This window comes from Streptomyces tailanensis, assembly GCF_008386495.1.
GTDB lineage: Bacteria > Actinomycetota > Actinomycetes > Streptomycetales > Streptomycetaceae > Streptomyces > Streptomyces tailanensis.
On record NZ_VTHJ01000063.1, the window covers coordinates 1 to 14,620 of the forward strand.

A 14,620-nucleotide genomic window follows, 5' to 3' on the forward strand; every position below is an offset into this window, starting at 1 on the left:
CGCCATACAAACCGCACCCCCCGAGCTCTCACGCGAAGCGGGGTCGAAGGGGCAGCCGCCCCTGGGGATGATGGGTGTCCCCCCCCGCTCGAGCGAAGTCGAGAGTGGGGGAGGGCAGGGGCGGCGGGGGCGAGAAAACTCTCAGGACCAGCGACCGGTACGACCCAGCAACAACGCCCCCGCCGCCGTCCCCGCGGTCGACGTACGCAACACACTCGGCCCCAACCGATACGCCAAGGCCCCCGCCTCCCCGAACAGCGCCAACTCCTCCGGAGACACACCCCCTTCGGGGCCCACGACAAGCACGATCTCCCCCGCCGAGGGCAACTCGGCCGTGGCCAGAGTCCCCTCCCCGCTCTCATGCAGCACGGCCGCGAAATCCGCCCCCGCAAGAATCCCGGCAACCTGCTTACTGCTCGCCAACTCCCCGACCTCGGGAAACCGCACCCGCCGCGACTGCTTCCCCGCCTCCCGAGCCGTGGCCCTCCACTTCCCGAGCGCCTTGACCCCCCGCTCGCCCTTCCACTGCGTGATGCAACGCGAAGCCGCCCAGGGCACGATCGCGTCGATCCCGACCTCGGTCATGGTCTCGACGGCCAGCTCCCCTCGATCCCCCTTGGGCAACGCCTGCACCACGGTGATACGGGGCTGCGACGGCGGCTCCTCGTGGACGGTCTCCAGGTCCATCACCACAAGCCGGTCCTTGCCCTCGGCGGCCTTGACGACCCCCTCCGCCCACCGCCCGCGCCCGTCCGTGAGGACGACGTCCTCACCGGCGCGCAGCCGCTTCACGGAGACGGCATGCCGTCCTTCCGGCCCGTCGAGGACGAACTCCCCACCGCACCCGCCCGGCAGCACAAGCGAGTCGACGACGAAGACGGGCGCGGTCATCGCACGTCTCCCCGGGACACGCCCCCGGCCCCAGCCCCGCTCGCACCCGCGGCGGCGGCGATCTCGGCAGCCAGCACCTCCACCAGCTCTCCGGCCGGCAGTTCCCGCGCCATCCGGTGCCCCTGCCCGGCCCACAGGGCCATGCCCTGTGTGTCCCCGGCCGCGGCGGCGGCCTTGCGCAGCGGCGAGGTGAGGTGGTGGACCTCGGGGTAGGCGACGGGCGCGTAGGGGCCGTGCTCGCGCATGAAACGGTTGACCAGGCCACGGGCCGGCCGCCCGGAGAAGGCGCGGGTCAGCTCCGTACGGACGAAGAGGGGGTTGGTCAGCGCCTGCTTGTGCATGGCGTGGGCGCCGGACTCGGGGGTGGCGAGGAAGGCCGTGCCGAGCTGGGCGGCGCTCGCGCCGGCGGTGAGTAGGGCGGCGATCTGACCGCCGCGCATGATGCCGCCGGCCGCGACGACGGGCAGGGCCACGGCCTCGCGGACCTGGGCGAGCAGGGAGAGCAGCCCGATGCCGGCGCAGTCCCGCTCCGGGTCGTCCCGGTGGGTGCCCTGGTGGCCGCCGGCCTCCACGCCCTGCACGATCACCGCGTGGGCGCCCGACCGCTCCACGGCCTGCGCCTCCTCCGCCGAGGTCGCGGTGACCAGGGTCAGCGTGCCCTTGCGGGCGAGGGAGTCGATCACCTCGGGCGTGGGGCAGCCGAAGTGGAACGACACGACGGGCACCGGGTCGTCGAGCAGCACCGCGATCTTCGCCTCGTAGCCGTCGTCGCGCCCGCTGTCGGGGTCCCCCAGGTCGGCCTTGTACCAGGCGGCCTCGCCGGCCAGCTGCTCGGCGTACACCTCGACCGCCGCGGGGTCGCCGTGCTCCGGCTGCGGCATGAACAGGTTCACCCCGAACGGGCGCCCTGTCAGCCCCCTCAGCTGCTTGATCTCCTGATACATGCCGTCCGCCGTCTTGTACCCGGCGGCGAGAAACCCCAGCCCACCCGCTTCGGACACGGCAGCGGCCAGTCGCGGGACGGACACACCGCCCGCCATCGGGGCCTGCACGATCGGAAGCGGAAAAAGATCGGTCAGCGCGGAGGACATGACGGCATGTTGTCACGTCCTCCGGACAACACCGAATCCCCCCGGGGGTGAGCTGTTCGTCTGCGGACCGGTGGGGGCTGGTCGCGCCCACGCGGCGGAGCCGCATATGTCACAGCCCCGCGCCCCTAAAAGCATGGGGCGAGCCCGGTGTCTTCAGGGGCGCGGGGAACTGCGCGAGCAACCACGAACAACCCGCAGCCGACGAACAAACGGTCAGCGCCCGTTGAACGCGTCCTTCAGCCGAGAGAACAGCCCCTGCTGCCCGGGCTGGAACTGCCCGGTAGGCCGCTCCTCCCCCCGCAGCACAGCCAGTTGCCGCAACAACTGCTCCTGCTCAGAGTCGAGCTTCGTCGGCGTCTGGACCTCGACGTGGACGATCAGATCGCCACGACCGCCGCCCCGCAGATGCGTGACGCCCCGCCCGTGCAGCGGAATCGACTGCCCGGACTGGGTCCCGGGCCGGATGTCGACCTCCTCCAGCCCGTCCAGCGTCTCCAGCGGCACCTTCGTACCGAGCGCCGCCGCGGTCATGGGAATCGTCACCGTGCAGTGCAGATCGTCGCCACGCCGCTGGAACACGGCATGCGGAAGCTCATGGATCTCGACGTACAGGTCGCCGGCGGGACCGCCACCGGGCCCGACCTCGCCCTCTCCGGCCAGCTGGATCCGCGTGCCGTTGTCGACACCGGCCGGGATCTTGACCGTCAGCGTCCGCCGCGACCGCACCCGCCCGTCGCCCGCGCACTCGGGGCAGGGGTTGGGGACGATCGTGCCGAAGCCCTGGCACTGCGGGCAGGGCCGCGAGGTCATGACCTGACCGAGGAAGGACCGCGTGACCTGCGAGACCTCGCCGCGGCCCCGGCACATGTCACAGGTCTGGGCGGTGGTGCCCGGAGCCGCGCCCTCGCCACTGCACGTGGCGCAGACGATGGCCGTGTCGACCTGGATGTCCTTCGTCGTGCCGAAGGCCGCCTCGTCGAGGTCGATCTCCAGCCGGATCATCGCGTCCTGCCCGCGCCGCGTACGCGACCGCGGGCCCCGCTGGGACGCCGTACCGAAGAAGGCGTCCATGATGTCCGAGAAGTTCCCGAACCCGCCTGCGCCGAAGCCGCCCGCGCCTTGGCCGCCCGCCTGGGACAGCGGGTCGCCGCCGAGGTCGTAGACCTGCTTCTTCTGCGGGTCCGAAAGCACCTCGTACGCGGCGTTGATCTCCTTGAACCGCTCCTGCGTCTTCGGATCGGGATTGACGTCCGGGTGCAGCTCGCGAGCGAGCCTCCGGAACGCCTTCTTGATCTCGTCCTGGGACGCGTCGCGGCGCACGCCGAGTACGGCGTAATAGTCCGTGGCCACTTAAGACTCCGCCAGGATCTGTCCGACGTACCGTGCCACCGCTCGTACCGCTCCCATCGTTCCCGGATAGTCCATGCGCGTAGGTCCGACCACGCCCAGTTTCGCTACTGCCTCGCCGCCCGAACCGTAGCCGACGGAGACGACGGACGTGGAGTTGAGTCCCTCATACGCGTTCTCGTGACCGATGCGTACGGTCACGCCCGAATCCCCGGCCTCACCAAGCAACTTGAGGAGGACGACCTGTTCCTCCAAGGCTTCCAGAACGGGCCGGATGGTGAGGGGGAAGTCATGTCCGAAGCGGGTGAGATTGGCGGTGCCGCCGATCATCAGCCGCTCCTCGTTCTCCTCGACGAGGGTCTCGAGGAGGGTGGAGAGCACCGTCGAGACCGTGCCCCTGTCCTCCAGGTCGAAGGCCTCCGGCAGGTCCTCGACCAGGCGCGGTACGTCGGAGAACCGGCGGCCCGCGACCTTGCTGTTGAGCCGGGCACGCAGATCCGCGAGTGACGTTTCCCCGAAGGGCGCCGGGCAGTCGATCATGCGCTGCTCGACCCGTCCGGTGTCCGTGATCAGCACGAGCATCAGCCGGGCGGGGGCGAGCGACAGCAGCTCCACGTGCCGCACCGTCGACCGCGTGAGCGACGGGTACTGCACCACGGCGACCTGCCGCGTCAGCTGCGCGAGCAGCCGCACGGTGCGCGCCACCACGTCGTCGAGGTCGACGGCGCCGTCCAGGAAGTTCTGGATGGCGCGCCGCTCGGGCGGGGTCATCGGCTTGACGCCGGCCAGCTTGTCGACGAAGAGCCGATACCCCTTGTCCGTGGGGATGCGGCCCGCGCTGGTGTGGGGCTGGGCGATGAAGCCCTCGTCCTCCAGCGCCGCCATGTCATTGCGGACCGTCGCCGGGGAGACGCCCAGGTTGTGCCGCTCGGTGAGCGCCTTGGAACCCACCGGCTCCTCGGTGCCGACGTAGTCCTGGACGATGGCGCGCAGCACCTGAAGCCTGCGTTCACTGAGCATCGCGCACACCTCCAGCTCGGTCTCGTCGTCTCCGGTGACTCCCCCTTGGCACTCACCTCGGGCGAGTGCCAACACTCCCCGCCCAGTGTACGGCGGTGGGGTACGACCCCGGCAAGGCCGGTCCAGCCATGACATGGCGACGTGTACCGACCTGTCCGGCGATGTCGCACCGTTTTCTACCGACGGGTAGAGGCGGGCGAGGTTCCTTGCAGCTACGGCTAGCGTCGAGTCATGACGGTGAGTTGGGAAGAGTCCGGGTGGGAGGGATTGGCGCCTCGGGTCGGACGGTGCCGCCTCCCTGGCTGGGACTGCACGGTCGGGCTGGTGGCCGGGGAGGGTGCGGCCCTCATGATCGACACGGGGTCGAGCCTGCGGGAGGGCGCGCGGTTGCGCACCGAGGCGCGGCGACTGCTGGGCGGCGCCCGTGTGACGCATCTCGCGCTCACCCATCCCCACTTCGACCATGTCTTCGGCGCCGCCGCCTTCGCCGGCGTGGAGGTCTTCGGCGCGGTCGGCCTGGACGCGGTTCTGACCCACGACCGCGAGGAGCTCCGCGCCGACGCCGTACGGGGCGGCCTGGCCCCCGGTGAGGCCGCCGAGGCCGCGGACATCCTGGTCCCGCCCCGCCACCATGTCTCCGGCGAGTGGACCCTCGACCTGGGCGGCGGGCTCCAGGTGCTGCTGGCGAACGTGGGGCCGGGGCACACGGCGTACGACCTGGCGGTCCTGGTACCGGGCTCGCCCGGCTCTCCGGAGATCGTCTTCTGCGGCGACCTGGTGGAGGAGTCCGGCGAGCCCCAGGCCGGCCCCGACGCGGTCCCCGCCCACTGGCCGACGGCCCTGGACCGGCTCCTGGAGCTGGGCGGCGAGGACGCGCTGTACGTCCCCGGGCACGGGGCGGTGGTCGACGCGGCGTTCGTACGGGCCCAACGCGACGCGCTGGCACGCCGTTTCGGCGTGTCGTGACCGGCCGTACGGCCTCGACCGGCCCTCTTCTCCTATCGTCATCCGAATGCGCCAGTACTCACCCGACCTGACCCCTCCCTGGAAGAAGCCCAAGCCGGCCCCCGAGGTCCCGGCCGACCCCGGCCTGGTGGTCGAGGAACCCGGCACCGGTTTCTGCGGCGCGGTGATCCGCTGCGAGGCGGGCACGGTGACGCTGGAGGACCGCTTCGGCAAGCACCGGGTGTTCCCGCTGGAGCCCCGGGGCTTCCTGCTGGAGGGCAGGGTGGTGACGCTGGTCCGCCCCTCAGCGGCGCCGACACGGCCGAGCCGTACGGCATCCGGCTCGGTCGCCGTTCCGGGCGCCCGCGCCCGCGTGGCCCGCGCCGGCCGTATCTACGTCGAGGGCCGCCACGACGCCGAGCTCGTCGAGAAGGTCTGGGGCGACGACCTGCGCATCGAAGGCGTCGTCGTGGAGTACCTGGAGGGCGTGGACGACCTGCCGTCGATCGTCGCGGACTTCGCCCCGGGCCCCGATGCGAGGCTCGGCGTCCTGGTCGACCACCTGGTTCCGGGCACGAAGGAGTGGCGTATCGCCGAGTCGGTGACCAGCGAGCACGCCCTGGTCGTCGGCCACCCGTACATCGACATCTGGGAGGCGGTGAAGCCGTCGTCCCTGGGGATCCCCGGGTGGCCGCGGGTGCCGTACGGGCAGGACTGGAAGACGGGGGTGTGCCGGGCGCTGGGGTGGCCGACAGAGAACACGGGGGCGGTGTGGCAGGCGATCCTGGCCAGGGTGACGTCCTACAAGGACCTGGAGCCAGAGCTACTGGGCTGCGTGGAACGCCTTATCGACCACGTGACCGTGCCCTGAAGGGTTCTGGGACGATCAGCTCGTCCACGCGGCCCAACAGGTCGTCGTCCCCGCCCACGCGGGGTCAGCCGCTCAGTCCACCAGGTCCCGCACCACCGCGTCCGCCAGGAGTCGACCCCGCAGCGTCAACACCGCCCGTCCCTCGTCGTACGGCTCCGGCGCCAGCAGCCCCTCCTCCAGCGCCCGGCGTGAGGCCGTGAGCCCCTCCTCCCGCAGCAGCGACAACGGCGCCCCCTCCCGAAGCCGCAGCTCCAGCAGGATGCGTTCGACTCTCCTGTCCTCCTCCGACAGGAGCTCCCGGCCCGCCCCCGGAGAGCGTCCGGACGCCAGCGCGCCCGCGTACGCCCCCGGGTGCTTGACGTTCCACCAGCGCACGCCGCCCACGTGGGAGTGGGCACCCGGCCCCGCGCCCCACCAATCGGCGCCGCGCCAGTACAGCTCGTTGTGGAGGCAGCGGGCCGCCTCTGACGTGGCCCAGTTGGAGACCTCGTACCAGTCGAAGCCGGCGGACGAGAGCATCTCCTCCGCGATCAGGTACCGGTCCGCGTGGACGTCGTCGTCCGTCATCGGGACCTCGCCCCGGCGGATGCGACGGGCGAGCTGCGTGCCCTCCTCGACGATCAGGGCGTACGCGGAGATGTGGTCGGGGTCGGCACCGAGCGCGGCGTCCAGAGAGGCCCGCCAGTCGTCGTCGGACTCGCCCGGGGTGCCGTAGATCAGGTCGAGGTTGACGTGTGCGAAGCCGGCCGCGCGGGCCTCGGCGACGCAGGCCTCCGGGCGCCCCGGCGTGTGCGTACGGTCGAGAACCTTCAGGACGTGCTGCCGCGCGCTCTGCATGCCGAAGGAGACGCGGTTGAAGCCACCCGCCCTCAGCGCCTCCAGATACGCGGGGTCCACCGACTCCGGGTTCGCCTCCGTGGTCACCTCGGCGTCGTCCGCGAGGCCGAACTCGTCGCGGATGGCGCCCAGCATCCGTACGAGATCGTCAGCGGCCAGCAGGGTGGGCGTGCCGCCGCCCACGAAGACCGTACGGACCGTCCTCGGGTCGTCGCCGAGGACTTTGCGGGCGAGGCGGATCTCGTCGATGAGGGTGTCGGCGTAGTTGTCGCGGGAGGCGAGGACGCCACCCGTGCCGCGCAGCTCGGTGGCGGTGTAGGTGTTGAAGTCGCAGTAGCCGCAGCGGGTCGCGCAGTACGGGACGTGCAGGTAGAACCCGAGGGGACGCTCGGCGGCCCCGGCGAGCGCGGACGCGGGGAGCGTGCCGTCGTCGGGGACCGGTTCACCGTCGGGGAGGGCGGAAGGCATGCCTTCCATTGTCCAGCACCGGCCCGCCTTCCTTTACGAGCCGCTACTCAGCCTGGAGCACCAACAGCGCCAGGTCGTCCTCCGGTGGCCGCTGCCCGAACTCGTGCACGAGCCGCCGGATCCGTTCGGCGATCAGCTGGGCGCTGAGCCCGGCGCAGCCGACCAGGGCGGTGGCGAGGCCGTCCCCGTCGTCGAACATGCGGGGGCCGTTGCGCCGCTCGGTCACGCCGTCCGTGACGCAGAGCAGCGTGTCGCCGGGGTGCAGTTCGAACGTCTCCGAGACGTACGTCTCGTCCTCGATCACCCCGAGCAGGGCCTGCGGCTCGGCCACCGTCCGTACGGCGCCGTCGGGGCTCAGGAGCAGCGGCAGGGGGTGCCCGGCGGAGGCGAGTGTGCAGCGGACGGCGCCGTCGACGGGGACGAGTTCGCCGTAGAGGAGGGAGAGGAAGCGGGTCTGGGGGCCCTCAGGGTCGACGAGGGCGGGGTCGCCCGCCGTGACGAGGGCGCGGGCGGCGGCGTCTGCGGCCTCGGTGGCGTCGTCGAGGAGGAGCTGGTTGAGGCGGTCGAGGACGTCGGCGACGCCGTAGCCCTCGCGGGCGAGCAGCCGCAGCCAGGGCCGGGCGAGGCCGATGACTACGGCGGCCTCGGGGCCCTTGCCCTGGACGTCGCCGATCGCGAAGGACCAGCGGCCGCGGCCCGCCGGGAACAGATCGTAGAAGTCGCCGCTGGGTCCGGCCATGTCGCACGGCTCGTACACGAGGGCGCTCGACACACCGGGGATCTCGGCGACCGCCCCGGGCAGCAGTCCGCGTTGCAGGACCCGGCTGATGGTGGCCTGCCGGGCGTACTGCCGGGCCGCCCCGATCGCCAGCGCGATCCGCCGGCTGAGGTCCTCGACAAGGCCGGTCACCTCGTCCGGGAAGCGGAGCAGTCCGGCCCGGCCGATGACGAGGGTGCCGAGCGGGCGCCCACCGGCGATCAGCCGGTAGGCGAGGGCGGCGCCGCCGACGCGGTTCTCCCCCGGCCCGCCTTCATCACTCTCGGCCGTCCCGTCAGTCCCGTCAGTCCCGTCCGTCCCGTCAGTCCCGTCCGTCCCGTCCGTCCCGTCCGTCTCCTCCGGCAGCCTCGGCCACGGCACCGGCACCGCCCGCGACCGCACCGACTCGGGCAGCCGGGGTGGGTCCTTCTCCAGCGCTCGGCGGAATTCCTCGATGCGGTTCTCGCTGCCGTGCCAGACCCGGGCGAGCCGGGGCGCCGGGCCGAAGGAACCGTCGGCGCCGCCGCGCCAGCCCAGGCCCTCGTCCTCCAGCCACACGGCGCACCAGTCGGCCAGGCGCGGCACCAGGAGCTGTCCGGCGAGCGCGGCGACCAGGTCCTCGTCCAACTGCCCGGCGAGCAGGTCGGAGGCCTCGGCGAGGAAGGAGAGGGCGCCCCGGTTCAGCCACTCCCGGTCCCGCTCCCGCTCCCCGCGCTCGGCTCCGGCGTACGCCCCGAGGCCCACACCGCCCTCTCCACCGCCGTACGCCTCGACCTCTTCGATTCCCTCAAGCCCCTCAAGCCCCTCACACCCCTCGATCCCCTCGATCCCTTCCTCCACAGCCATCGCCCCATCAACCGACAGCCGGGCCCACACCGTCTTCACGCCCGTGCGGTACGTGACCCCCCAGGCCTCGGAGAGCGCGGCGACGAGGCGGAGGCCGCGCCCGTACTCGGCGGCTCCATAGGGGCGTTCGACGAGGTAGGGCCGCTCGGCGCCCTCGTCCCGTACGGCTCGGGAGGGGTGGTGGTCGGACACCTCGACGACGAGCCAACCGGAGGCGGTACCGGAGACGGTGCGGTCGTCGAGGTCGAATCGGCACAGCAGTTCGACGTCCGTGCCGGCGTGGACGACGGCGTTGGTGACCAGTTCGCTGACCACGACAAGCGCGTCCTCGACGAGGCGGGCGGTGAGGGAGGGGGCACCGGGCAGCTCCAGTTCGGCCCACTCCGCGAGCGCCGCGCCGACGAAGCGCCGGGCGGCTCCCGGCGCGAGCGGTCCACCGGGGAGCGAGACGTGCGCCACCGCGCGCCGGCCGGCTCCCGCGCACGCGGAGCCGACGTATGCACCGGTATAGGCGTCATACGCATCCGCGTCTCCCATGTACGCGGGCGTACCAGGAGCGCGGGACACGGTCTCCCGTTGCGTCGGAATGGCCCCCACTGAGCGGCTCCCTGAGAAGTTCGGACGAATAGGCCTCAGGCGGCACGGACAGAGTGACAGACTGGCCACGCCCATAAGCGCCGAGTTACCGAAGTGGGCCCTCATGAGTGAGAACAGTGGTACGCAGGTGCTCGAAGACGGTCAGAAAGACAGCCAAACGGACGGGCCAATGCGGGCATCCGATCTCGACGGGCCGATCCATGCCGACGGGCCGATCCAGGCGTCCCTCGACGGACTGATCCGGGCCTCCGATCTGCGCGCGCTGACCGCGGCCATGACCGCCGCCCGCGACGGTACGTTCACGAAGGTCGCGGAGACCGGCCCCGCGCCGGTGGCCGAACTGTGCACCCTGTTCAACCAGATCATCGACCGCAGCACCCACTTCGGCACCGAAGTCCAGCGCGTGCGACGGGAGTTGGCCCGGCACGGCCGCCTCGACGAGCGCCTCTCGGCCAGCCCCGGCCAGGGTGCCTGGGCGACCCGCGTCAACGACGTGAACCAGACCCTCGACGCCCTGGTCGCCCCCGCCGCGAACGCCACCCGCGTCCTGGACGCGGTGGCCGGCGGCGACCTGACCCAGCGTGTCGACCTGCACGACGGCAACCGGCAGCTCCGGGGCGACTTACGGCGGTTGGGCCGCGCCGTGAACAAGATGGTCGACCAGCTGTCTCTGTTCACCGGCGAGGTGACCCGGGTCGCCCGCGAGGTGGGCACGGAGGGGCGACTCGGCGGTCGCGCCAAGGTGCGTGGCCTGTCCGGGAGTTGGCGGGACGTGACCGAGGCGGTCAACACGATGGCCTCCCGGCTGACCGCCCAGGTGCGTGACATCGCCCTGGTGACGACCTCCGTGGCACGCGGCGACCTGACCCGTACGGTGACCGTCGAGGCGACCGGCGAGCTGCTCGAACTGAAGCTCACCGTGAACACGATGGTCGACCAGCTCTCCGCCTTCGCCGACGAGGTCACCCGCGTCGCCCGCGAGGTCGGCACGGAGGGCCAGCTGGGCGGCCGCGCCCAGGTCCGGGGCGTGTCCGGCGTCTGGAAGGACCTCACCGACAACGTCAACTTCATGGCGTCGAACCTCACCTCCCAGGTCCGCAACATCGCCCAGGTGACGACCGCCGTGGCGAACGGCGACCTCAGCCAGAAGATCACCGTCGATGCCCAGGGCGAGATCCTCGAACTCAAGTCGACGATCAACACGATGGTCGACCAGCTCTCCGCCTTCGCCGACGAAGTCACCCGCGTCGCCCGCGAGGTCGGCACCGAAGGAAACCTCGGCGGCCGGGCCCAGGTCAGAGGCGTGTCCGGCGTCTGGAAAGACCTCACCGACAACGTCAACTTCATGGCCGACAACCTGACCTCGCAGGTCAGGAACATCGCCCTGGTCTCCACGGCGGTTGCCCAGGGCGACCTCGGCAAGAAGATCACGGTCGAGGCGAAGGGCGAGATCCTGGAGCTGAAGTCGACGATCAACACGATGGTCGACCAGCTCTCCGCCTTCGCCGACGAAGTCACCCGCGTCGCCCGCGAGGTCGGCACCGAAGGAAACCTCGGCGGTCAGGCCCAGGTCAGAGGCGTATCCGGCGTCTGGAAGGACCTGACGGACAACGTCAACTTCATGGCCCTGAACCTGACGTCCCAAGTCCGCAACATCGCCCAGGTGACGACAGCCGTCGCGAACGGCGACCTCTCCAAGAAGATCACCGTCGACGCGCGCGGCGAGATCCTCGAACTGAAGGACACCGTCAACACGATGGTGGAGCAGCTGCGCGCCTTCGCCGACGAAGTCACGCGCGTCGCCCGCGAGGTGGGCACCGACGGCCGGCTCGGCGGCCGGGCCCAGGTACTGGGCGTGTCCGGCGTCTGGCGGGACCTGACCGACAACGTCAACTACATGGCCGACAACCTGACGTCCCAGGTCAGGAACATCGCCCAGGTGACGACGGCGGTCGCGAACGGCGACCTCTCCAAGAAGATCGACGTCGACGCACGCGGCGAGATCCTGGAGCTCAAGACCGCCATCAACACCATGGTCGACACGCTCTCCTCCTTCTCCTCCGAGGTCACCCGGGTCGCACGCGAGGTCGGTTCCGAGGGCCAACTCGGCGGTCAGGCCAGGGTCGAGGGCGTCTATGGCACCTGGAAGCGCCTGACGACCAACGTCAACGAGCTCGCCCTGAACCTGACCACCCAGGTCCGCGCGATCGCCGAGGTCGCCTCGGCCGTGGCGCAGGGCGACATGTCCCGTTCGATCACGGTGGAGACGCAGGGCGAGGTCGCCGAGCTGAAGGACAACATCAACCTGATGGTGGCCAACCTCCGCGAGACGACCCGCGCGAAGGACTGGCTGGAGTCCAACCTGGCCCGCCTGGCCGCCCTGATGCAGGGCCACCGCGACCTGATGGAGGTCGCCGACCTGATCCTGCGCGAGCTGACCCCGCTGGTGAAGGCGCAGTACGGCGCGTTCTATCTGGCCGACCCCGAGGAGGACGGCGCCGCGCTGCGCCCGGTGGTGCCCAGCAAAGGCCTCGCCTTCATAGCCGGCTACGGCTCGGCGCAGGACGCGACGGTCGAGACCGGCGGCCTCCCCGTGCACGGCCTCGTCGCCCAGGCGGCCCGCGAGAAGAAGCGGATCCTGGTGGAGGAGGCCCCACCGGACTACATCAAGATCAACAGCGGTCTGGGGGAGGCGTCCCCGTCCAGCGTCGTCATCATCCCGATCCTCTTCGAGGACAAGCTCCTCGGTGTGATCGAACTTGCCTCCTTCTCCCGCTTCTCCGACGTCCACCTGGCGTTCTTCGACCAGTTCGTGAACACCATCGGCGTCGCGATCAACACCATCATCGCCAACTCCCGCACGGAGTCCCTCCTGGGCGAGTCCCAGCGCCTGGCCATGCAACTCCAGGAACGCTCCGACGAACTCCAGAAGCAGCAGGCGGAGTTGCAGCGCTCGAACGCCGAACTGGAGGAGAAGGCCGCACTTCTGGCGACCTCGTCCCAGTACAAGTCGGAGTTCCTGGCGAACATGTCGCACGAGCTGCGGACGCCTTTGAACTCGCTGCTGATCCTGGCGAGGTTGCTGTCGGACAACCCGGACGGCCGTCTCTCCGACCAGGAGGTCCAGTTCGCGTCGACGATCCACCGCTCCGGATCCGATCTCCTGCAACTGATCAACGACATCCTGGACCTCTCGAAGATCGAGGCGGGCCGGATGGACGTACGCCCGAAGAGACTCCCGTTGATCAAACTTCTCGACTACGTCCACGCCACGTTCCGCCCGCTCACCCTCGACCGGGGCCTGGCCTTCGACGTCACGGTCGGCGAGGACGTACCGCGCGAGATGTACTCGGACGAACAACGCCTCCAGCAGATCCTGCGCAACCTGCTCTCCAACGCGATCAAGTTCACCGCGTCCGGCAGGGTCGAGCTGACCGTCAGCCGCGTCAAGGACCCCGACCGCCGCTCCACCCGCGAGGGTGACGACGAGGTGATCGCCTTCGCGGTCTCCGACACCGGCATCGGCATCGCGCCCGAGAAACTCCCCGTGATCTTCGAGGCGTTCCAGCAGGCGGACGGCACCACGAACCGCAAGTACGGCGGAACCGGCCTCGGCCTGTCCATCAGCCGGGAGATCGCCGGTCTGCTCGGCGGCCGCATCATCGCCGAGAGCGTGCCGGGCAAGGGTTCGACCTTCACGCTGTACGTGCCCGTCGTCAGCCCCGGCCACGCGGCGACCGGCCCCACCCCCGAGAACCAGGCCCTGGTCCCGGAACAGCTCACGGCCGAGCCGTACCCCGCCGCGCACGACAGCGACGACACCTGGCCGACGCCCATCAAGCTGGAGGCCTGGAAGGTGGGGCGGGCGGGCCGGGTGCTCCCCGGCCGCCGGGTGCTGATCGTGGACGACGACATCCGCAACGTCTTCGCGCTCACCCATGTGCTCGGCCGCGTCGGCATGCCGGTCCTGTACGCGGAGAACGGCCGCGAGGGCATCGAGACCCTGGAGCGCAACCCGGACGTCGAACTCGTCCTGATGGACATCATGATGCCCGAGATGGACGGCTACGAGACGATCTCCGCCATCCGCCGCACCCCCCGCTGGGCGGGCCTGCCCATCGTCGCCCTCACCGCGAAGGCCATGCCCGGCGACCGCGAGAAATCCATCGCCCGGGGCGCCAACGACTACGTACCCAAGCCGGTGGACGTCGACCAGCTGCTCACGGTCGTCTGCGCGGTCCTGGACCCCGAGGGCACGGAGCCGCAGACCGAAGCAACCGAAGAGAACGAGGCGCCCTCACCATGACCACACAGGATCGGACCGACACCCGCGCCGGAATCCTCCTCGTCGACGACATGGAGGACAACCTGACCGCGCTGGAGGCCGTCCTGGCATCCCTCAACGAGCCCCTCGTACGGGCCCGTTCGGGCGAGGAAGCCATGAAGGCCCTCCTCCGGCAGCGCTTCGCCGTCGTCCTCCTCGACGTCCGCATGCCAGGCATGGACGGCTTCGAAACAGCCGCCCACATCAAACGCCTCGACCAGACGAAAGACGTCCCGATCATCTTCCTCACCGGCACCGAAGCCGACCCCGGCTACACCTTCCGCGGCTACGCCACGGGCGCCGCCGACTACTTGACCAAGCCGTTCGACCCGTGGGTGTTACGGGCGAAGGTGAGCGTGTTCCTGGACCTGTACCGCAAGAACCAGCAGCTGGAGACCTTGCTGGCGAGGCAGCGGGAACACGGGGAGCAGGTCAATTCGAAGCTGGCAGCCTTGGAGAAGCAACTGTCCGAGGCATCCCCGAACCTGACGGAAGTACGAATACAGGTACGGGATCTCCGCGATCTTGTGGCGAGGGGCGACAGCAGCTGAGCCAGGGGCGCGGGGCTGTGTCGATCTGCGGCTCCGCCGCGTGGACGCGACCAGCCACGAACTACCCACAGCCGC

The 14,620-nt window shown here is 70.6% G+C and carries 10 protein-coding genes; 4 read left to right on the forward strand and 6 right to left on the reverse strand.

The window, feature by feature from the left end:
• Nucleotides 1-141 precede the first annotated feature (141 nt).
• From F3T56_RS36690 to hrcA, 4 genes are all read right to left on the reverse strand, one after another.
• Nucleotides 142-891: a 16S rRNA (uracil(1498)-N(3))-methyltransferase gene (locus tag F3T56_RS36690; RefSeq protein WP_149829722.1), complete on the reverse strand. Its 750-nt coding sequence runs from the start codon at nt 889-891 to the stop codon at nt 142-144.
• The gene (locus F3T56_RS36695; RefSeq protein ID WP_149829723.1) at nt 888-1,982 is read right to left on the reverse strand and encodes a nitronate monooxygenase; all 1,095 of its coding nucleotides are present in this window, start codon (nt 1,980-1,982) and stop codon (nt 888-890) included. The genes F3T56_RS36690 and F3T56_RS36695 overlap by 4 nt, the downstream gene beginning before the upstream one ends.
• Before the next feature lie 213 nt (nt 1,983-2,195).
• Entirely contained in the window at nt 2,196-3,332 is a 1,137-nt protein-coding gene (gene dnaJ, locus F3T56_RS36700; protein ID WP_149829725.1) for a molecular chaperone DnaJ, read from the reverse strand.
• Nucleotides 3,333-4,349, reverse strand: coding sequence for a heat-inducible transcriptional repressor HrcA (gene hrcA / locus F3T56_RS36705; protein WP_149829778.1), 1,017 nt, complete (start codon nt 4,347-4,349; stop codon nt 3,333-3,335).
• Nucleotides 4,350-4,580: 231 nt separating this feature from the next.
• Between hrcA and F3T56_RS36710 the strand changes: the two genes are divergently transcribed.
• Together F3T56_RS36710 and F3T56_RS36715 are read left to right on the forward strand one after the other, a co-directional pair.
• Nucleotides 4,581-5,315 (forward strand): MBL fold metallo-hydrolase, encoded by a 735-nt coding sequence (locus F3T56_RS36710; RefSeq protein ID WP_149829726.1) that lies wholly within the window; start codon nt 4,581-4,583, stop codon nt 5,313-5,315.
• Nucleotides 5,316-5,361: 46 nt separating this feature from the next.
• Entirely contained in the window at nt 5,362-6,165 is an 804-nt protein-coding gene (locus F3T56_RS36715) for a DUF3097 domain-containing protein (RefSeq protein WP_149829727.1), read from the forward strand.
• A gap of 72 nt (nt 6,166-6,237) precedes the next feature.
• Here F3T56_RS36715 and hemW read toward each other — a convergent pair whose 3' ends face one another.
• Both hemW and F3T56_RS36725 read right to left on the reverse strand, forming a co-directional pair.
• Nucleotides 6,238-7,470 carry a radical SAM family heme chaperone HemW gene (gene hemW, locus F3T56_RS36720; RefSeq protein ID WP_149829729.1) on the reverse strand — a complete coding sequence of 411 codons (1,233 nt, stop codon included), beginning with the start codon at nt 7,468-7,470 and terminating at the stop codon, nt 6,238-6,240.
• A gap of 43 nt (nt 7,471-7,513) precedes the next feature.
• Entirely contained in the window at nt 7,514-9,670 is a 2,157-nt protein-coding gene (locus F3T56_RS36725) for an ATP-binding SpoIIE family protein phosphatase (protein ID WP_149829730.1), read from the reverse strand.
• 274 nt (nt 9,671-9,944) lie between these two features.
• Between F3T56_RS36725 and F3T56_RS36730 the strand changes: the two genes are divergently transcribed.
• Together F3T56_RS36730 and F3T56_RS36735 are read left to right on the forward strand one after the other, a co-directional pair.
• Nucleotides 9,945-13,976, forward strand: coding sequence for a HAMP domain-containing protein (locus F3T56_RS36730; protein ID WP_149829779.1), 4,032 nt, complete (start codon nt 9,945-9,947; stop codon nt 13,974-13,976).
• Nucleotides 13,973-14,545, forward strand: coding sequence for a response regulator (locus F3T56_RS36735; RefSeq protein WP_149829731.1), 573 nt, complete (start codon nt 13,973-13,975; stop codon nt 14,543-14,545). Before F3T56_RS36730 ends, F3T56_RS36735 begins: the two co-directional genes overlap by 4 nt.
• The last annotated feature ends 75 nt before the right edge of the window (nt 14,546-14,620 follow it).

What these genes read in the sequence shown, in the direction of transcription:
- F3T56_RS36730 (WP_149829779.1), top strand. Translation starts at nt 9,945, where the DNA reads ATGACCGCCGCCCGCGACGGTACGTTCACGAAGGTCGCGGAGACCGGC.
- hemW (WP_149829729.1), bottom strand. Translation starts at nt 7,470, where the DNA reads ATGCCTTCCGCCCTCCCCGACGGTGAACCGGTCCCCGACGACGGCACG.
- hrcA (WP_149829778.1), bottom strand. Translation starts at nt 4,349, where the DNA reads ATGCTCAGTGAACGCAGGCTTCAGGTGCTGCGCGCCATCGTCCAGGAC.
- F3T56_RS36695 (WP_149829723.1), bottom strand. Translation starts at nt 1,982, where the DNA reads ATGTCCTCCGCGCTGACCGATCTTTTTCCGCTTCCGATCGTGCAGGCC.
- F3T56_RS36735 (WP_149829731.1), top strand. Translation starts at nt 13,973, where the DNA reads ATGACCACACAGGATCGGACCGACACCCGCGCCGGAATCCTCCTCGTC.
- F3T56_RS36710 (WP_149829726.1), top strand. Translation starts at nt 4,581, where the DNA reads ATGACGGTGAGTTGGGAAGAGTCCGGGTGGGAGGGATTGGCGCCTCGG.
- F3T56_RS36690 (WP_149829722.1), bottom strand. Translation starts at nt 891, where the DNA reads ATGACCGCGCCCGTCTTCGTCGTCGACTCGCTTGTGCTGCCGGGCGGG.
- F3T56_RS36715 (WP_149829727.1), top strand. Translation starts at nt 5,362, where the DNA reads ATGCGCCAGTACTCACCCGACCTGACCCCTCCCTGGAAGAAGCCCAAG.